17 protein-coding genes are annotated in these 17,625 nt (G+C 62.5%); 3 read left to right on the top strand and 14 right to left on the bottom strand.

What is annotated here, in order from left to right; genetic code table 11:
- Positions 1–23 precede the first annotated feature (23 nt).
- On the bottom strand, positions 24–1,454 hold the full coding sequence (locus tag OO730_RS15755) for a mannose-1-phosphate guanylyltransferase/mannose-6-phosphate isomerase (protein ID WP_264982443.1): 1,431 nt from the start codon (positions 1,452–1,454) through the stop codon (positions 24–26).
- Between the two features lie 3 nt (positions 1,455–1,457).
- Positions 1,458–2,027 carry a dTDP-4-dehydrorhamnose 3,5-epimerase gene (gene rfbC / locus OO730_RS15750; protein WP_264982442.1) on the bottom strand — a complete coding sequence of 190 codons (570 nt, stop codon included), beginning with the start codon at positions 2,025–2,027 and terminating at the stop codon, positions 1,458–1,460.
- A gap of 187 nt (positions 2,028–2,214) precedes the next feature.
- On the opposite strand from rfbC, the gene OO730_RS15745 reads away from it, so the two are divergent.
- Positions 2,215–2,745, top strand: coding sequence for a CvpA family protein (locus OO730_RS15745; protein ID WP_264982441.1), 531 nt, complete (start codon positions 2,215–2,217; stop codon positions 2,743–2,745).
- Between the two features lie 45 nt (positions 2,746–2,790).
- Positions 2,791–3,591, top strand: a complete 801-nt coding sequence (gene mazG, locus OO730_RS15740) for a nucleoside triphosphate pyrophosphohydrolase (RefSeq protein ID WP_264982440.1) — start codon at positions 2,791–2,793, stop codon at positions 3,589–3,591.
- Positions 3,592–3,768: 177 nt separating this feature from the next.
- Here the strand turns inward: mazG and OO730_RS15735 are convergent, their stop codons facing one another.
- Positions 3,769–3,957 carry a hypothetical protein gene (locus OO730_RS15735; protein WP_264982439.1) on the bottom strand — a complete coding sequence of 63 codons (189 nt, stop codon included), beginning with the start codon at positions 3,955–3,957 and terminating at the stop codon, positions 3,769–3,771.
- A 129-nt stretch (positions 3,958–4,086) separates the two neighbouring features.
- Here OO730_RS15735 and OO730_RS15730 point away from each other — a divergent pair, with 129 nt between their 5' ends.
- A complete protein-coding gene (locus OO730_RS15730; protein WP_264982438.1) occupies positions 4,087–4,377 on the top strand; it encodes a hypothetical protein in 291 nt (96 codons plus the stop codon).
- Between the two features lie 83 nt (positions 4,378–4,460).
- On the opposite strand, the gene OO730_RS15725 is transcribed toward OO730_RS15730, so the two are convergent.
- The 11 genes from OO730_RS15725 to OO730_RS15675 form a co-directional block, all read right to left on the bottom strand.
- Complete coding sequence (locus OO730_RS15725) at positions 4,461–5,306, bottom strand: (Fe-S)-binding protein (RefSeq protein ID WP_264982437.1); 846 nt, start codon at positions 5,304–5,306, stop codon at positions 4,461–4,463.
- 19 nt (positions 5,307–5,325) lie between these two features.
- Positions 5,326–5,976, bottom strand: a complete 651-nt coding sequence (locus OO730_RS15720; RefSeq protein ID WP_264984145.1) for an IS1595 family transposase — start codon at positions 5,974–5,976, stop codon at positions 5,326–5,328.
- Complete coding sequence (locus tag OO730_RS15715; protein ID WP_264982436.1) at positions 5,958–6,494, bottom strand: 4Fe-4S dicluster domain-containing protein; 537 nt, start codon at positions 6,492–6,494, stop codon at positions 5,958–5,960. Before OO730_RS15715 ends, OO730_RS15720 begins: the two co-directional genes overlap by 19 nt.
- Positions 6,495–6,633: 139 nt before the next feature.
- Positions 6,634–7,932 carry a (Fe-S)-binding protein gene (locus OO730_RS15710; protein WP_264982435.1) on the bottom strand — a complete coding sequence of 433 codons (1,299 nt, stop codon included), beginning with the start codon at positions 7,930–7,932 and terminating at the stop codon, positions 6,634–6,636.
- Between the two features lie 109 nt (positions 7,933–8,041).
- Positions 8,042–8,953, bottom strand: coding sequence for a universal stress protein (locus tag OO730_RS15705; protein ID WP_264982434.1), 912 nt, complete (start codon positions 8,951–8,953; stop codon positions 8,042–8,044).
- A 24-nt stretch (positions 8,954–8,977) separates the two neighbouring features.
- Positions 8,978–9,898 (bottom strand): CoB--CoM heterodisulfide reductase iron-sulfur subunit B family protein, encoded by a 921-nt coding sequence (locus OO730_RS15700; protein WP_264984177.1) that lies wholly within the window; start codon positions 9,896–9,898, stop codon positions 8,978–8,980.
- Positions 9,898–10,464, bottom strand: coding sequence for a 4Fe-4S dicluster domain-containing protein (locus tag OO730_RS15695; protein WP_264982433.1), 567 nt, complete (start codon positions 10,462–10,464; stop codon positions 9,898–9,900). The genes OO730_RS15700 and OO730_RS15695 overlap by 1 nt, the downstream gene beginning before the upstream one ends.
- 41 nt (positions 10,465–10,505) lie before the next feature.
- On the bottom strand, positions 10,506–13,961 hold the full coding sequence (locus OO730_RS15690) for a 4Fe-4S binding protein (protein WP_264982432.1): 3,456 nt from the start codon (positions 13,959–13,961) through the stop codon (positions 10,506–10,508).
- A gap of 24 nt (positions 13,962–13,985) precedes the next feature.
- Positions 13,986–15,116 carry a Coenzyme F420 hydrogenase/dehydrogenase, beta subunit C-terminal domain gene (locus tag OO730_RS15685; RefSeq protein ID WP_264982431.1) on the bottom strand — a complete coding sequence of 377 codons (1,131 nt, stop codon included), beginning with the start codon at positions 15,114–15,116 and terminating at the stop codon, positions 13,986–13,988.
- Between the two features lie 21 nt (positions 15,117–15,137).
- The gene (locus tag OO730_RS15680; protein ID WP_264982430.1) at positions 15,138–15,563 is read right to left on the bottom strand and encodes a hydrogenase iron-sulfur subunit; all 426 of its coding nucleotides are present in this window, start codon (positions 15,561–15,563) and stop codon (positions 15,138–15,140) included.
- A gap of 10 nt (positions 15,564–15,573) precedes the next feature.
- A complete protein-coding gene (locus OO730_RS15675; protein ID WP_264982429.1) occupies positions 15,574–17,610 on the bottom strand; it encodes a CoB--CoM heterodisulfide reductase iron-sulfur subunit A family protein in 2,037 nt (678 codons plus the stop codon).
- Positions 17,611–17,625: the final 15 nt, after the last annotated feature.

The following is a 17,625-nucleotide window of genomic DNA, read 5'->3' as shown; positions in this document are numbered from 1 at the left end:
TGCGGCATTATTCACGTATCGGGTTATTTCTCGACCCTGCCGTAGACGTCATCGAATCTAACGATGTCGTCCTCCTCCAGATACGGGCCGCTCTGAATCTCGATGATATCCAGCAACACCTTGCCGGGATTGGCCAGACGATGCTGCGACGCCTTGGGGATGTCCACGAACTGGTTTTCCACCAGGATCACCGGCTTGTTGTCCACCTCAACCTCGGCGGTGCCCGAGACCACCACCCAATGCTCGCTGCGGTGATGATGCATCTGGGAACTCAACCGCGCTCCCGGAAGCACCTGGATACGCTTGATCTTGTACTGCGGCCCCTCTTCCAGCACGGTGTAGTTGCCCCAGGGGCGATGCACCGTGACGTGGCTTTCCACCAGTTGACTGCCCTGCTCCTTGAGGGCCGCCACCACGTCTCGCACCGCCTGGACGTGCGGCATGGGACAGGTCAGGGTGGCGTCCCGCGTCTGGACCATAATCATATCAGATAGGCCAACGGCGGCCAGCTTGCCGCCCTCGCTGATGAGCAGGGAGTTCCTGCAGTCGATGGCCAGGACGTCGCCCTTGATCACGTTGCCGTCGGCGTCCTTGTCTCCCAGCCGGTACATGGCCTCCCAGCTGCCGAGGTCGTCCCAGTCGAAACCGGCCCGGACCACGGAGATGTTGTCGATCTTTTCGACCACGCCGTAGTCCACGGAAATATTCGGGATATCGCGATATCCCTCCACCAGGGGCTTTTCCTCCCGGGCCATCCACCAATCCCAGAGTTGCGGCTCGCACCGGGCCACCTGGGTCAGGAAATGACGGGCCGAAAAGAGAAACATCCCGGAATTCCAAAGATGACTTCCTTCCTGGATGAACCGGGTGGCGGTCGCATAGTCCGGCTTCTCCACGAACCCGTCCACGGTATAGGCGTTCTCCCCCAGCTCCGTTCCCAGGGCGATGTAGCCGTAGCCGGTCTCCGGCTTGTGCGGCTCCACCCCGAAAGTGACGAACTTCTTCTCGGCGGCCAGGCGGGAGGCGCGTTGCAGGTCCCGGACCCACGCACCGGTGTCCCGGACCAGATGGTCGGACGGAAAAACCGCGGCCAGGGCGGACTCGTCTTCCATGACCACCCTGTCCAGGCCGAGCATGATGGCGGGCAGCGTGTTCCGTCCAAGGGGCTCGGCAAGGACCTGGCCCTCCAGGGCCGGGTCGATGACCGCCGCCTGCTTGCGCACCTCGAAGACGTGCTCCTCGTTGGTGACGATCCAGATGCGGGAGGGAGCAAAGGCTTCCAGCACGCGGGAAACCGTCTGCTGCAACAGGGTGGTCTCCCCGCCCAGGACGAGAAGCTGTTTGGGCATCAGGTTCCGGGACAGGGGCCACAGCCGGGTGCCTGAGCCCCCGGCAAGTATGATGGCATGGCACGGCGCGGCAAAACCGTCCCGGCTCATTTCGGCGTCGGACATGAATTAATCCTCATAAATGAAAGGAGAGTCGAAATCGGCCAGCCTCGGGAGCCGCTTGTCCTTTTCGGACATGACGGGCTCGCGCCCCCGCAGGGCAACCGCCCACTCCATGGCGATGTCGGGATCGTCCCAGACGATGCCGCCCTCGGTCTCGGGGGCGTACGGCGCGTCGACCTTATACTGGAATTCGGTGTCGGGCATGATGGTCACATACGCATGGCCGAAGCCGTGCGGGATGAACATCCGCTTGAAGTTGGCGGCGCTCAGGATGACGTGCCGCCACTTGCCGAAGGTCGGCGAACCCTTTCGCAGGTCCACGACCACGTCCAGGACCGCGCCGCGGGTCACCCAAACCAGTTTGGCCTGTGCCGCAGGGGGCGCCTGGAAGTGAAAACCGCGCAACACGCCGACATCCCTTGAGTAAGCGTGGTTGTCCTGAACAAACTCGCAGTCGATGCCGAGCTTCCCGAACGCTTCCCTGCTGTAGCTCTCCAGGAAAAAACCCCGCTCATCCTGGAACACCCTCGGCTCCAGGACGAGAAGGCCGGAAAAACCCGTTTCGTGAACCTGCATTCGCCTCTCCTTGTGAAATGACAGGTGACTGATGTTCCTGTAGCCGAGTTCCGCTCCCGGCACAAGCCCGCGCCCGGTTTACAGATTCCGTGAAAGAAAAAAAACGGTGTTCAGGTTCACATTTCTTCGACAGTTTGCTAGTCCCTATTCCCAGAGAGGGCAATCACACTACCCAAGGACGAACCGAATGAATTTTCTCGATATCATTCTCATCTGCATCGTCGCCCTGTTCCTCCTGCGCGGATTCTTCCGCGGATTGGTCCAGGAAATCCTGTCCCTGATCGCCGTTGTCCTGGCCGTGGTCCTGGCTTCCAACTTCGACCACCTGCTCCAGCCGCACCTGGCGCTCTACATCGACAGTGAGATGACCGTTGGCGTACTGTCGTATTCCATCATATTCGTGGGCACCCTGATTCTGGTCTGGCTCGTTGCCAAGCTCATAAGGACCATGCTCGAGATCACCCTCCTCGGCTGGGTCGACCGGACCGCAGGCGGCGTGTTCGGCCTGCTCGAAGGCGTACTCATCGGCCTGATCGGACTCATGTTCCTGCAGACGTTCGCCCCGAATTCGGACATCCTCACCCAGTCGGCCATCGCGCCTCAGGCCCAGCACCTTGTTGACAAGCTCGGGGAATACATCGACATTCCCAACCCGCAGGAGGCCCTTGATTCCGCAAGGGGCGTCCTGGGAATCGACGAGGGCGACACGGCCGAATAGGTCCGGGCGTCCGACACACTCTCATCTTCCGAAGGAGACCTCGCCATGAGCGATCACCATGACGCCGCAGCGGCCATGCAGGAACTTCTCGGCGTCATCGACGCCCTGCTCGCGCCGAACGGCTGCCCCTGGGACAAGGAGCAGACCCCCCGCTCCATGTGCGACTACCTGGCCGAAGAGACCTTCGAACTGATCGAAGGCATCCGCCAGGGCGACGCGCGCGAGGCCATGGAAGAGCTGGGCGACGTCATGTTCATCATCCTGTTCATCGCCACCCTCTACGAGCGGGACGGCGCGCACACCCTGGCCGAGTCCATCCGATACAGCGCGGCCAAGATGATCAGCCGTCACCCGCACGTATTCGAGGACGCGCAGACCAAGGACGTCAACGCCATCCTCGACACCTGGGAAGCCATCAAACGCGAAGAAAACAAGAAGACCGGCAGGAAAGGCGTATTCGATTCCCTGCCCGGCGGGCTGCCCCCCCTGCTCAAGGCATACCGCATCAACTCCAAGGCCGCCCGCAACAAGTTCACCTGGGATTCGGACGAGGCCGTGGAGGCGCAGCTCGAAGGGGAATGGAAGGAATGGAAGGATGCGCAGGCAGCAGGCGACGCCGAGGCCTCCGAGGAGGAGTTCGGCGACTACCTGTTCACCCTGGTCGAACTCGGTCGGCGCAAGGGCATCAAGGCCAACTCGGCCCTGGCCTTTGCCAACCAGAAATTCCTGAAACGCTTCGGCATGATGGAAGAGCTGGCCGAATCACGCGGCATGTCGCTGCCCGACCTGGACCTGGACGCCATGAACGCGCTCTGGGACGAGGTGAAGGAAGACGGCTCCCTCTAGCGGAAGACATATTTCAAAACGTAAAAGACGGCGACACCTGCGCCGATGCCCGTGTACATCAGGACTCACGGCACACAGCTTTTCTTGAGCTTCCAGGCCAGCCCCCCGGCCACGGCGATGCCCACCGCCAGGGCAATGACCGCCATCAGGACCTCATTCATGATTTCCCTCCCCTCATCAAGGCCATCCGGTCCGACCGGAGCCGAAGACCACATGCAGGATGTAGTACAGCGCAAAAATCGATCCGGCGACGGCCAGCAACAGGTACGGCAAGGTCAGCTTGGGCCGCTGCCAACGGTACAGCAGGACACCGACCCCGAGACTGGCGACGACCGCCATCACGAAAAAACCGACCTCGAAAGACATAAGCCCTCCATGACCAAGGCATAACCCGGCCCGGTTTTTTTCTCAACATCGCCCTAAAGATATGGAGGATACCGTCGATATGGCGGATAGGCGTTATTTCCGGCCTATTGGCTAGGGAGGGTACACTTTATGACCATGGCACTCGGCGGTCTTGGAGGCTACACGCCTTTTGATCAAGAGACATTCGGCGCCGCCGTGGTTTCCAAGACCCTGGACTACATGAACGATTCAGGCAGTGGCTCCAGCCTCGCCCCGGTGGACAAGGTCTCCGCCGAAGCGTCGCTCGTTTCCAAAACCTTGGACTACATGAACCCCGGGTCCTCGTCGGAAGACAAGACCGGCATGGCCCAAAGCTATGACTTCCAAACCAGCGTCCTCGGCGGACACGCCAAAGGCATCGTCGTCGACGCCATCATCTAACCAACCGGGGATAACGCCACGAAAAGGAAACCCCGCCCTTCTTCGCAGAGGGGCGGGGTTACTTTTCACAGCCGTTGGGCCGGTCAGTATTCCATGGCGTCCAGGTCCACGCCGAACTGCTTCCACTGAGCGTCGGCCAGCTCGTTGGCGCGGGCGACCATCTCCTCCTCCCACGGCTCCAGTACCAGGGTCTCGGCCACCAGTTGCCAGATGTACTTCACCTCGTATTTGTAGTCAGTGTAATACTTGGGGATACGCTTCATGATCTGGTCCCGGCAGTTTGAACAGCCGACCACCACCACGTCCGCGCCGGTGCGCTTGATCTGCTCGTACTTGTGCCGGGCATGGTGCGCGGACTCGTCCTCGAAGGGCATGGGCCACATGCCGCCGCCCGCGCCGCAGCAGTAATTGAGTCCCCGGCTCGGCGTCATGTCCGCGAAATCGTCCACGCACTGCCGGACGATCCACCTGGGCTCGTCGTAATACCCCTTGCCGAAATGGCGCGCCAGTTCCCGACCGTGCTTACAGGAGTCGTGCCAGGTGAACCGCTTGCCCGCGTTGACCGACTTGTCGAGCTTGATGCGCCCCTCGCGGATGACCTGAACAAGATAGTCGTAGAGATAGGTGAACCCCACCTCGTTGTTGGGGTCCTCGACGACACACGTTTCCATCCCCTTGCGGCAGCCGTAGGACCCGCCGCCGCAGTCCGGCATGATCATGCGCTCGATGTTGTACTTCTGCATGAAGTCGATCTTGCGCTTGGCCAGTTTTCTGTTGGCCGCGTAGTTGCCCGTGAACAACGCCCAGTCCACGGCCTCCCACCCCTCGCTCGGCACGGTCCAGTCCTCACGGGCGGCATAAAATATTCTCCACCACCAGAATTGGTCTTCGAAATCGCCGTAAACTTCCTTGGAGTTGGGGAAAAACAATAGGGGCTGTACCAGATAACTAGCCCATATGCTTCTTAACCCACTGTTTCAACTGTTTAAGTTGCCTTCGCGGATTGCTGTTGTTAAAGCGCCACTCGCATTCCTTCAAAAAGAGATGGAAATGCTTGGTAGGAATGCCGTTGAATTTTCTCATGTGGCGTTTGGCTTGGTTCCAAAAGTTCTCAATCCCATTGATGTGATTCTGGCTGTCGGCGAACAACTTGGAGTGGTTGATCCTGAAGTGCTTGAATTCGGACACATCGAGGACATTGTAGCCGTACCAGCAATCTGAGTAAACAACGCTGTCGGGCTGGATCTTCTCCTGGATAATCGGCATCAGCGTTTTGCCTTTGGCGTCGGGAATCACCTGTGTGTGTACCTTCCCGCCCCTTTTAAGGATCCCGAACACGGGCACTTTCCCTGCGGCCCCACGACCTCGTTTGCCCTTTCGCCTGCCGCCGAAATAGCTTTCATCGACTTCAAATTCGCCGAAAGCCATTCCTTCGTTGGCCTCTTCTTCGGCTATAATTTCACGAATCCGGTGAAAGTAATACGCAGCCGTTTTGAAGTTCACGCCGACCAGATCAGCGGCACATCGTGCTGTTGTCCCGGCTACAAAATGCTCAATCAAACGGAGCTGCTTCTCGCGACCTAAACGGCTCTTTCGCATTGCCATACCGATACCCCAACGGAGTTATCTGGTACAGCCCCAAACAATATCCTGGCGTTCGCCTTGTCCACCGGAACATAGAAGCCGGGGCACTCCTCTGCCATATCCACCCCCAGCTCGGCCATGCCTTCCAGGTATTCCTCCCTGGATATGGCCAGGTTGTTGCCGGTATCCACGTTGTTCTGCATGCCCTGATGCAGGGTGCCCGGCACCTTGTCGCGGTCGCGCAGGGACTTCATGTGCGCCATGACCGCCGGGATGTCGATGCCCATGGGGCAGGAGTAGGCGCACCGCCCGCAACCGGTGCACAGCCAGGGGAAATTGGAATCCACCACCTCGTCCACCATGCCGTAGGCAAGCATGCGCATGGCCGTGCGCGTGTCCCACCCCTCCATGCCGGGCGTCCCGGTGACCGGGCACCCGTTGGAACAGGTCCCGCAGGACATACAGGCGCTGAAATCGAACTTGTCGAGGAATTCCCGGACGTCCGGGTTCATGGGCTTGGGCATGACCGTCATGACTCACTCCTTGGCGCGATGTACGCGCGTTCGGTTCTCCGGGAGCGGACAACCGCTCCCGGAGAAGGTTCCCTACGCGCAGGATCGATGACCGGGCCCCCACCCGGGGGCCCAGGTCATGACCGCTGCCTCGGGACGGTCACAACCCTACGTTCTTGAGGTCCTCGCCGAGATATTCCCGCTCGTTTTCCCCCAGTATGCCCAGGGAGAGGCAGATGAGCGTCCACAGATGGACCACGGGGAACCCGGCTTCGTAATGTTCGCTCAGATCATGGATCTGAGAATGGCAGTTGTGGCACGGGGCGATACAGTAATCAGCCTTGGTCCGAAGAATCTGATCAAGCTTGATCCTGCCGTACTGCCTCCTCTCTTCGGCGAATCCCGATTGCAGGAATCCGCCGCCGCCGCCGCAACAATAGTTGTTTGACTTGTTGGGCCACATGTCGATGAAGTTCTCTTCGCCGACCACGGACCTGACCACGAACCGCAGGTCCTCGGCCACCGGGTCATGCAGGGATTTGCGGACCAGTTGGCAGGGGTCCTGGACCGTGAAGGTCACGCCCAGGTCCTTGTTCCAGTCGGAATTGACCGGCAGCTTGCCCTCGCGAATCCACTTCGCATACAGGCGGATGATGGACTCCATCCCGAAACTGTGCTCAACATTGAACTTTTGCAGTCCGGCCCGGACTGCGTAGAATTCGTGTCCTCACTCGGTGTTGAGCCAGACTTTGCATCCCAGGTCCTCCACAGCCTGGGCCTTGTTCCGGACCACCTTTTCCCATGACTCGTCGTCGGCCAGGAACATGCAGTAGTTCTCGGCGGCCCACCCCTTGGTGGAATAGGTCCAGTCCGCCCCGACCAGATGGAGAATCTTCCACAGGGGGACCATCTCGTCCGGCTCGGTGACGGGTTCGCGCGAGTTCTGGTTCAGGAAGTAGTATGCCCCCTTCTTGTCGATGGGCGCCTGCAGGTTTTCCATGCCCGGCTGTTCCTCGCGCACCTCTTCCAGCACATCCTCGATGACGAACTTGAAGTCCTCGCTGGACGCGCCCATGGCGCTGTTGCCCGACGTGTTCAAAGCCTGCTCGCAGGAGCCCAGGATGCCCTTGGGGCGCTCCTCCCTCGGCCAGGACTGCCGGGTGTAATAGACCAGCTGCGGGATATCCACCCCCATGGGGCAGGCGTGCACGCACCGTCTGCACATGGTGCAGAGCCAGACCCACGGCGTGGACCTGATTTCCTCCTCCTGCCCCAGAAGAGCCAAGCGGAGGAACTTGCGCGGATCCATGCCGTGCATGCCGGTGGCCGGACACCCCGAGGAACATGCGCCGCAGGTCAGGCACATGCTCAGGTTGCCATCTTCCGGCAGCAAACCCTTGACCTTGTCAACTAATTCAGACTGCTTCGGTTCGACCAGCAGTTCCGCTGCTTCGCCCATGGCTCACTCCTTTCAATCGTTTGCCGCAGGACATTCCGGGGGCGGCCTTCCGCCCCCGGAACGGTTTATATCGTTCAGGGCCAGTCATCGGGTCCGGCAGGCGACCCGACTAGACCGCTGCTTCGGCTTCCGCCTCGACCACCTGACCGGTCTGGTCGTACATGAGGCCGCACCGCAGATCGAAGAAGCGGTTGACGCTCATGGTCGGACACGGCGCATTGAGCGCCACCTGGGTAACGGTGGAGCCGAGGAACGCCTTGTCCGGGTCGCTTTCCTTGGAGTGGTGGGCCATTATGATCAGGTCCGCATCCTGCTGCCGGGCAAGCCGCAGAATCTCCATGGCGGGCTCGCCGACCTCGACCTTGTAGGAATGACCCTGAATGCCGTCCATCCGCCCTTCGTAGGCCTTTTCCAGCCGGGTCATGCACTCGCTCTTGCCCGGACCGCCGGGCTCGGTGACGTGAATGAGAACCAGGTTGGCCTTGTACTGGCGGGCCATCTGGCCGCCATAGGCCACCGCGCACTCGGCCTGGTCGGAGAAGTCCGTGGCCACGATGATGTTCTGGAACAGCGGCTCCTTGCAGTCCACGTCCTTGCACACGATCATGACCGGGCACCGGGCGCGCTGGCTTACGCGCTCGAGGGTGGAGCCCGCCATGCCCCACATCTTGGCGCGCTTTTCCTCGTATTCCTTGGTGTGCGGGCCCATGACGATGAGGTCCGTGTTCTTCTGCCGGGCCAGCCGCAACAGTTCGTTATGCGGAATTCCGGCCACCACCTTGATCTGCGAGTCCGGGATGGATTCGAGATACTTGCCGTACATCTGGGTCATCCGTTCCTGAAGCTGGCCGGTCTCGCCGGACGGCTCCAGGGTCTCGATGGAGCCCCAGCCCTGCTCCATGCCCGCCACGTGGGTCAGGTAGAGCTTGGATTCGAACTTGGTGGCGAACTCGGCCGCTGCCTTGACCGCGCACTCGTCGATACCGGTGGGCGTGACACCCACAATGATGTCCTTAAACATGACTTGCCCCCTTTTCCTTGAAGGTTATCCGTTCATACCTGCCGTTTCTGCATCGGTTTCGGGCTCGGGAACCGCCCACGCCCGGGTCTTTATGTCCTGCCTGACCGACGGGGTCAGGGTCAGGTTCTTGTCCAGCTGCATGGCCTTCTGGTCCAGCCCCAGGGCCAATCCCATCAGTTGGGTCAGATACAGCACCGGCACCGCCTTGCCGCCCGCCTTGACCGCCTTGTCCTGGTAGGCCTCCAGGTTCATCTGGCACAGCGGGCAGACCGTGACGATGGCGTCCGCGCCCTCGGCGTCGGCCAGGATCGCGGCCACGGATTTGACGGCCACTTCCGGGTGGGCCACCATCAGGGACGCCCCGCAGCACCGGTTGGACATGGACCACCGGAACACCTCACCGCCCATTGCGGTGATGAACGGCTCCATGGACACGGGCTTGCCCGGATCGTCGAAGACCGGATAGGGCCGCAGGATCTGGCATCCGTAATAGGGCGCGATCTTCATGCCCTTGAGTGAGTCGGTGACCTTCTGCTCCACGATCTTTGCGCCCACGTCGTTCTTGAGGACGTCGATCAGATGTCGGACCCGGACGTTGCCGCCGTAGGTCAGCCCCGAAGCCGCCAGGACCTCGTTGAGCCGGGCGTGGAGATGCCGGTCGCCCACCACCTCCCGGTTGACCTTGTAAAGATTCAGGTAACAGGCCGCGCACGGCGCCAGGACGTCGATACCGTCCATCTCCTGCTCCACGATGGCCAGGTTGCGGGCGGGCAGCACGTAGTTCATGAGCTCGCTCACAGGCTCGGCCGCGCTGGCCCCGCAGCAGGTCCAGTCGGGAATCTCTGTCAGCTCCGCGCCGAGCCGTTCCATGACCGCCCGGGTGGAGATGTCGAACTCGCGGGCGCTCTCGGTCAGGGAGCATCCGGGATAGTATGCATACTTCATCACAACCCCTCCATTTCACGCGCCTTGGCGAACAACGGCTTGAGCACGCCCCCCTGCCCCCTGGACGGGAGGTGGACCTTGCCCTTGCTCAGCATCTTCATGCCCAGCGGCAGGAAGGCGAGCGGCACTGTCGGGCTCTTCCGCTTGAGGAAATAGCGCTGCATCATGCTCGTCTCCTGCACCCGGCCGTGGGCCTCGACATCGTCCATGAACGCCTCGTAGAAAGCGCTGTTCCTGCGGGCTGCGGCACTGCCGTCCACCCTGGCCAACCGCTTCAAGGCGGCCATGGCAGAGGTCAGCTTGAGGCCGCGCGGACACCGCAGCGTGCACATGTAGCAGGATGAGCACATCCAGAATGTCCGGCTCTCCAGAATCTCGTCGAGCATGCCGAACTGGATCATCCGCCACATGGCCCTGGGGGTCACGTCCATGGCATGCCAGTTGGGACAGGACGCCGTGCAGGTGCCGCATTGCATGCACGCCCCCACGGACTCCCGAAGCCCCCCCAGAATGGACTGGTATTCCTCCGAAGCCGGACTCCATGTCTTCCTGACTGGTTCGCTCATGAGTCACTCCTTGCACTCTTGTCTTCCATTCTTCAGCCGGCTCAGGCCGGTTCTTCCAATGCCGCGTCGATGACGGACATCATGGGCCCGTCGTGGAATCCGGTCAGCACGGTGGCGCTGTTGGGACAGACCGCCGCGCAGGACCCGCAGCCCTGGCACAGGATTTCGTCCACCACGATCTTTTCCTCGGTCATGTCCAGGACCCGCGCGCCGTACGGGCAGGCCGCGACGCACGCCTGGCAGAGCGAACACAGGGAGTGCCGCACCGAGGCCACAACGGTCTCGCGGGCGATCTTCTCGGCGTTCAGGATGCGCAGGGCGCGCTGGGCGGAGGCCTTGGCCGAACTGATGGTCTCGTCCATGCGCCGGGGAGCCAGGCCGATGCCGCAGGCGAATACGCCCTGCTTGAGGAAATCGACGGGACGCCACTTGAAGTCGGCCTCCTGATAGAAGCCGTCCTGATCCACGGTCACGTCGAAGACCTCCAGCAATTCCTCCACATCGTTGGGCTCGATGCCGCTGGACAGGGAGAGAATATCCGGTCGAATCTCGATCTTCCTGTTGAGGATGGGATCAAACCCGGCGATCACGGGCTGGTGGTTCTCCTCGAACGTCACCTTGGGCGCGGTCTCGTCGTCGTACCGTATGAAGATGGCCCCGGCCCTGCGGGCCTGGGTGTAATATGTCTCCATGAATCCCTGGGTCATGATGTCGCGGTAGAAGACATAGATAGCCAGGTCGGGATTGCGCTGCTTCAGGTTGAGCACGTTCTTGAGCATCTCCGGACAGCAGACCTTGCTGCAGAAGGTGCGCTCCTCGCCCTCGTTGCGCCAGCACTGGATCATGGCCACAGACTTGATGGCCCCGGCGTCCAGCTGGCCGGTGGCGAGCTGCTCCTCCAGGGCGAGGTGGGTCATGACGGTCTTGTGCACGCACAGGCCGGACTCGTAGACCTTGGCCTCGTGGCCGCCGGTGGCCAGGATGGACACGCCGTGCTCCAGCTGGAACACGCCGCGCGGACTGGCGATGGCGGACCGGAACCGGCCCGCGCTGCCGCGCGAGAGGACCACCCTCGAATCGGTGAACGCCTTGATGTTGGGATGCTTCTCCACCTGGGCTATGAGCTCCTCCATGTACTTGCGCGGGTCCGAGCCGTCGAGCTGGGTGTGCAGCCGCATGGCCGTGCCGCCCAACTGCTCCTCGGTCTCCACCAGGCACACGCCGTACCCCTGGTCCGCGATGGCCATGGCGGCAGTCATGCCGGCCAGGCCGCCGCCCACGACCAGGGCGGATCGGGCCACGTCCACGGTGACCGCCGGACCGGACGGGTCCGCGCCCTGCAGCCGGGCCACGGCCGTGGACAGGGTGGAATAGACTTCCTTCTCCGCCCGGGCCCTGCACGCCTCGTCACCGGCCCCGCAGGCCGAGTCGAAGGTGGAGGTGTAGATATCCACCACGTCCATGAGGGCGGGGTTGAGGCCGATGGCCCTGCCCAGCTCCTTGAGCCGGGGAATATAGGCGTACGGCATGCACGCCCCGATGAGGATGCGGTTGGGCTTGTATTCCAGGGCGGCCTCCTCGATGTCCTTCCATCCCTGTGGGGTGCAGGCGCTGCCCACGGGCATGACCTTGCACACGGAATGGACACGGGCCATGCGCTCGCTCACTACTTCCAGATCCACGGCCTGCTCCAGGGTGGGACAGGAGGCGCAGATCGCCACCAGGGTCCGGGCCGGGTCGCGCGACACGTCCGGGTACTCCGGCTCGGACTCTGTTTCGATGCCCGCCAGCACGTCGTAGGCCTTGATGATGCGCGAGGCGGCCTGGGCCGCGGCCCCGGCCTGGATGACCGACTCGGAGATATCCCGAGGTTCCCCGAAGGCTCCGGCAGCGAACACGCCGACCTTGCTCGTCTTTTCGGACGCATAGGGCTGGGTTTCCAGGAAGCCCCACCGGTTGAGGTCGACACCCATGGTCAGGGCGAACTTGTCGGTGTCCCTGGGCGGACGCACGCCGGCGGCCAGCACGATCATGTCGTAGGTCTCGGACAGCAGCTCCCCGGAATCGGTCAGGTAGTCCACCCGGAGGCTCTGGCCGTCGTCCGCCGGGAAGATGGTGTGCGGACGACTGCGCACGAACCGCACGCCCTGTTCCTTCTCGGCGTTGCGGCGGTAGCGCTGGTACCCCTTTCCGGAGGTACGCATGTCCATGTAGTAAATGGTGGTGTCCATCTCGCCCCCGGTCATCCGCTTGGCAAGCAGGGCCTCCTTGATGGAAAACATGCAGCAGATGCCGGAACAGAAGTCCGCGTTCTTCTGGACGTCGCGCGATCCCACGCACTGAATCCAGGCGATCTTCTTCACGGGCTTGCCGTCCCCGGGCCGCAGGAGCTTTCCGCCCGTGGGGCCGGTGCCTGACATGAGCCGCTCGAACTCCACGGCGGTCAGCACGTTGGGATGGTCATAGGCCCAGATGTCGTTGCCGCCCTCCGGGTCCATGGCCGGGGTGTAGCAGTCGAATCCGCCCGCCAGGACCACGGTCCCCACTTCCAATTCCTCGGAGGAGTCGGACAGGATGCGCATGTAGAGCTTGTCCAGCCAGGGCACGAAGCGCTTGCTCGTGAACGGCTTGACCAGGTACTCCCGCGCGCCCTGCATGACCAGGTCGGCGGCGGTCTCTTCGTGGCCGGAATCGGCCATGACCACCACGGGCAGGTCGGGGCGCAATTCCCGGCTGCGGGTCAGCAGCCGCTCGGCGTCCATGTCGTTCAGGTTCATCCCCAGCAGGAGCAGGCCGAAACTCTGTTCCGAAGCCAGCGCGTCCACCGCCTCCTGGCCCGACCGGGCAAAATGAAGCGGGAAGTTCTGCTCCTCGAGTTCGGCCTGCATGAATTCCGCCAGTTCCGGATCGCGGTCGGCGACCAGGATGTGGAAATCCTTGCGCTCCTCCACCTTGAAGTCGATGGCTCCGGTGGGGCACGCGTCATGGCACTTCCAGCAGCGTATGCAGTTGTCCAGGTCCAGCACGTAGTGGTTGGGGATGGCGTAGGGCACGGGCAGGTACACGGCGGGCCGCTCGGTCAGGCCCGCGTTGAACTCGCTGGGCACCCGCACGGGGCAGACCTCGGAACACCTGCCGCAACTGACGCACTTTTGCGGGTCGATGAGCGTGGACTTCCGCGTCAGGGAGACCAGGTACTTGCCGGGCTCGCCCTCCATCTCCCCCACTTCGGTGGACAGGTAGATATCGATATTGTCGTGGAACAATCCCTTGCGCAGGCAGAACTGGCTGGACGAGTCCCGCGACATAAGCGGCAACATCTTGCACATGCCGCAGTGGTCGGATGGGAACTGGTGGTCGAGCTGGGCGAGTATCCCGCCATGGCTGGGCCGACGGTCGATGAGCGCCACCTTGTGGCCCGTGACCGCCAGGTCGAGCGCCGCCCGGATGCCTCCGATGCCCGCTCCGACCACCAATGCGCCGTATTGCTTTCTCATGACGTCCTCCTGGGAAGCCGCGTGTTAGGCCATGTGGGAAACCGTTTCCTGGAACTCGTCTTCCTTGAACACCGACAGGGGCGGCGACTCGTCCAGGCTGCGGCCCGGCACGTAGTCGAAACTCTCCTGAGTGCGTGCGGAAACAGTCCGGAACAACTCCATGACCGGAATGTCGTTGGGACAGGCGTTGGAACACTGGCCGCAGCCGACGCAGGCCGTGGACATGTGCGCCATGCGGGTCAGATGGTAGAAGACGGTGTCCGTGGGCAGCTTGAGGCTGCCCTTGCGCTTGGCCCAGCCCATGTACTGCCACGGCTTGTGCTCGAACACGTCGGTGTTGAAGACGCACTCCTTGCAGTAGCAGACCGGACAGGCCACACGGCAGTTGTAGCAATTGACGCAGGCCGACAGGTACTCGGACAGATCGGTCAGGGTGCCCGTTGCGGCGCTGGTTTGCTTGAACATCTCGTCGCGGGCGGCGGTGCGCTTGGCGACCATGGCCTCCAGGGCCTTGTCGCGCCCGTTGGTCGACTCGATCTCCGGCAGCCCCAGCCCGTTGAGCAGGGACTCGCCGCGTGCGCTGGTGGCCATGACCGGGATGTGATCGGACAGGTCCGCCCCGGCCACGCCGATGACGATATCCGCATTGGTCGGCGCGGGATATTCGCACGTCTTGCAGGCGGGAGCGATGTCCACGCCTCCGTTGGCGGTCAGCTTGTGGAACTCGAGCGTCTTCTCGAAGGCGTCGCCGTCGCCCCGGAACTGGTTGTAGGCCACGTTGTCGAACGCGCCCATACAGTCCATGCCCACCAGGATGAGGTCTTCCATGGACCCCTGGTTGAGCTTGACCAGCTCCACGAACGCCCGGATCTCGCAGGGCCGCATGACCGCGGCGATGCGCTCGCCGGTCTGGCCCCTCGTCAATCGGGACAAAAGCTTGGCCGAGTTCATGGGAAATGCCGGAGCCAGCGGGTCCGCACCCGAAAGCTGTTCCGGGTCCGTGACCAGGGTCGGCATGGGCATGCCCTTGCCGAACAGGTGCACGGGCACCATGATCCCGCCCAGCGACTCGTTCTCCAACAACCCGCGCAGGAAGCCCTGCAAGGCCGGAATCGGGCCGGAACCGTCGATCTGTATCTTTGCGGTGGTCGCCATGACACGCCCTCCTTGGGTCGCCTAGACCACGGCCATGGAACGTGCGTCCATGGGTCCGAGCTCTCTGATTTCATTGATGAAGTTGTTGACCGTCGCGGCAAACTCGTTGCCCTCGCTGGCCCCCACCCAGGTCAACTTGACCCGTTCCCTCTCGATGCCGAACTGGGGCAGAATCTCATTGAGCAGCTTGACCCTGCGCCGCGCCTTGTAGTTGCCGTTGATGTAGTGGCAGTCGCCGGGGTGGCAGCCGGACACCAGCACCCCGTCCGCACCGGACAGGAGCGACTTGACGATGTACTTGGGGTCCACCATGCCGGTACACATCATGCGGACCAGCCGCAGGTTGGGTTGCTGCACCATCCTCGAGGTCCCGGCCAGGTCGGCGGCGGTATAGGTGCACCAGTTGCAGACAAAGGCCAGTATGGTCGGTTCGAACTCTTGACTCATGGTTGCCTCCTCATGCCCGTTCCTCGGGTTGGTCTATCTGTACGGGTATCTTCACGGGTTCGGACTCCGGCTCCTCCACAGGCGGCAGCCAATCCGGGATCATGCCGAGCAACCCGTCGATCTCGTTGAATATCTGAGTCTCGTTGAAGTGCTTGATCTGGGCCGCTCCGCTGGGGCAATACCCGGCGCAGGAGCCGCATCCCTTGCACATGGCCTCGTTGATGACCGCAATGTTGCGGCGCTCGTCGAACTCGATGGCCGAGTAGGCGCACAACCCCACGCAGACCCGACAGCCCACGCACACGTCCGGGTTGATCCAGGAGGTGGTCGGCGAGATGGAGACCGTGCCCTTGGCGGCCAGGGCAATGGCCTGGGCCGCGCCGCCCGAGGCGTGGGACACCGCATCCGGGATGTCCTTGGGCCCCTGGCAGGTTCCGGCCAGGAACACGCCGTCCGTGGCCGTGGACACCGGGCCGAGCTTGGGGTGCTCTTCCAGGATGAATCCGTCCTGGCCCTGGGCCACGCCGAAGATGCGGGCCACTTCCGTGGTGTCCTTGCGCGGCTCCATGGCCGTGCACAGGATGACCATGTCCACGGGCAGCCGGATGTTCATGCCGAGCAGGGTATCCTCGCCCACCACGACCAGCTTGCCGTCCTCCTGCACGATCTCGGCGGGGCGGCCCCGGATGAAGGTCACGCCCTCGTCCTGGACCCGCTTGTAGAATTCCTCGTACCCCTTACCGAAACAGCGCATGTCGATGTAGAAATTGTAGACCTTGGTGTCGTGTCCCACCTTGTCCTTGATCAGGTGGTCGTACTTCAGCGCGTACATGCAGCAGGTGCGCGAACAGTATTCGTGGTAGTTCTTGTCGCGGCTGCCCACGCAATGGATGATGGCCACGGACTCCGGCTTTTGGCCGTTCTTCATGACGATCCTGCCCTCGGTGGGACCGACCGCGTTGTTCAGCCGCTCGAACTGGAGCGCCGTGTACACCTCGTCGTACTTTCCGAAGCCGTATTCCCGGATGGGGGTCGGGTCCATGGCGTCGTACCCGGTGGCCAGGACGATGGAGCCTACATGAAACACCTCGCGCCGCTCCTTCATCTCGTAGTCGATGGCCCCGGTGGGACAGATGGTGGCGCAGATGCCGCACTTGTCCTTGGTGATCTTCTTGCAGACGGAGCCGTCGATGACCGGAGTGCTGGGCACGGCCTGGGGCGAATTCCGGTAGATGGCCTTGCGGAATCCCAGCCCCTCGTTGAACTCGCTGAAGGCCTTGGTCGGACACTTCTCCAGGCAGGCGCCGCACCCGGTGCACACGGCCTCGTTCACGTAGCGCGGCTTGCGCAGGACCGTGACGGTGTAGTTGCCCACGAACCCGGTCACCTCCTCCACCTCGGACCAGGTCAGGAGATTGATGTTCGGCTCCTGGCTGACCGCCACCATCTTGGGAGTGGAAATACAGGCCGCGCAGTCGAGCGTCGGAAAGGTCTTGTCGAACTGGGCCATGTGCCCGCCGATGGACGGACTCTTCTCGATGAGGTGGACCTTGTGCCCGGACTTGGCAATGTCGAGCGCCGCCTGGATGCCCGCGATGCCCGCACCCACGACCATGACGTCGGGCAGGACCTCGACCTCGCGTGAAAAGAGTTCCCGGTGTTCTCCCACGCGCTCCACCGCAGCCTCCACGATGTGCCGCGCCTTGGCCGTGGCCTCCTCCGGGTCGGCCGTGGTCCAGGAGCAGTGCTCGCGGATGCAGCAGTGCTGCATGAGATAGGGGTTGAGTCCGGCCCGGGCGCACGCCTTCTGGAAAGTCTTCTCGTGCAGCCTCGGCGAACAGGACGCCACCACCACGCGATCAAGCCCGTAGCGGTGGATATCGTTGATGATCATCTCCTGCCCCGGGTCGGAGCACATGAACTGATAGTCCCGCGACACCGCCACATCCTTGAGGTTGCCCGCGAACGCGGCGACGTTTTCACAGTCGACCTTGCCCGCGATGTTGGACCCGCAGTGACAGACGTAGACACCGATCTTCCTGGCCATGTTCGTTCCTCCTTA

This window comes from Pseudodesulfovibrio portus (assembly GCF_026000375.1).
Classification (GTDB): domain Bacteria; phylum Desulfobacterota; class Desulfovibrionia; order Desulfovibrionales; family Desulfovibrionaceae; genus Pseudodesulfovibrio; species Pseudodesulfovibrio portus.
Note: the sequence above shows the minus strand (reverse complement) of the source record. Positions and strands in the feature narration are given on the sequence as shown.

What these genes read in the sequence shown, in the direction of transcription:
- OO730_RS15705 (WP_264982434.1), bottom strand. Translation starts at nt 8,953, where the DNA reads ATGTTTAAGGACATCATTGTGGGTGTCACGCCCACCGGTATCGACGAG.
- OO730_RS15715 (WP_264982436.1), bottom strand. Translation starts at nt 6,494, where the DNA reads ATGACGGTCATGCCCAAGCCCATGAACCCGGACGTCCGGGAATTCCTC.
- OO730_RS15680 (WP_264982430.1), bottom strand. Translation starts at nt 15,563, where the DNA reads ATGAGTCAAGAGTTCGAACCGACCATACTGGCCTTTGTCTGCAACTGG.
- OO730_RS15685 (WP_264982431.1), bottom strand. Translation starts at nt 15,116, where the DNA reads ATGGCGACCACCGCAAAGATACAGATCGACGGTTCCGGCCCGATTCCG.
- OO730_RS15720 (WP_264984145.1), bottom strand. Translation starts at nt 5,976, where the DNA reads ATGCGAAAGAGCCGTTTAGGTCGCGAGAAGCAGCTCCGTTTGATTGAG.
- rfbC (WP_264982442.1), bottom strand. Translation starts at nt 2,027, where the DNA reads ATGCAGGTTCACGAAACGGGTTTTTCCGGCCTTCTCGTCCTGGAGCCG.
- OO730_RS15690 (WP_264982432.1), bottom strand. Translation starts at nt 13,961, where the DNA reads ATGAGAAAGCAATACGGCGCATTGGTGGTCGGAGCGGGCATCGGAGGC.
- OO730_RS15695 (WP_264982433.1), bottom strand. Translation starts at nt 10,464, where the DNA reads ATGAGCGAACCAGTCAGGAAGACATGGAGTCCGGCTTCGGAGGAATAC.
- OO730_RS15745 (WP_264982441.1), top strand. Translation starts at nt 2,215, where the DNA reads ATGAATTTTCTCGATATCATTCTCATCTGCATCGTCGCCCTGTTCCTC.
- OO730_RS15755 (WP_264982443.1), bottom strand. Translation starts at nt 1,454, where the DNA reads ATGTCCGACGCCGAAATGAGCCGGGACGGTTTTGCCGCGCCGTGCCAT.
- OO730_RS15735 (WP_264982439.1), bottom strand. Translation starts at nt 3,957, where the DNA reads ATGTCTTTCGAGGTCGGTTTTTTCGTGATGGCGGTCGTCGCCAGTCTC.
- mazG (WP_264982440.1), top strand. Translation starts at nt 2,791, where the DNA reads ATGAGCGATCACCATGACGCCGCAGCGGCCATGCAGGAACTTCTCGGC.
- OO730_RS15730 (WP_264982438.1), top strand. Translation starts at nt 4,087, where the DNA reads ATGACCATGGCACTCGGCGGTCTTGGAGGCTACACGCCTTTTGATCAA.
- OO730_RS15700 (WP_264984177.1), bottom strand. Translation starts at nt 9,898, where the DNA reads ATGAAGTATGCATACTATCCCGGATGCTCCCTGACCGAGAGCGCCCGC.
- OO730_RS15675 (WP_264982429.1), bottom strand. Translation starts at nt 17,610, where the DNA reads ATGGCCAGGAAGATCGGTGTCTACGTCTGTCACTGCGGGTCCAACATC.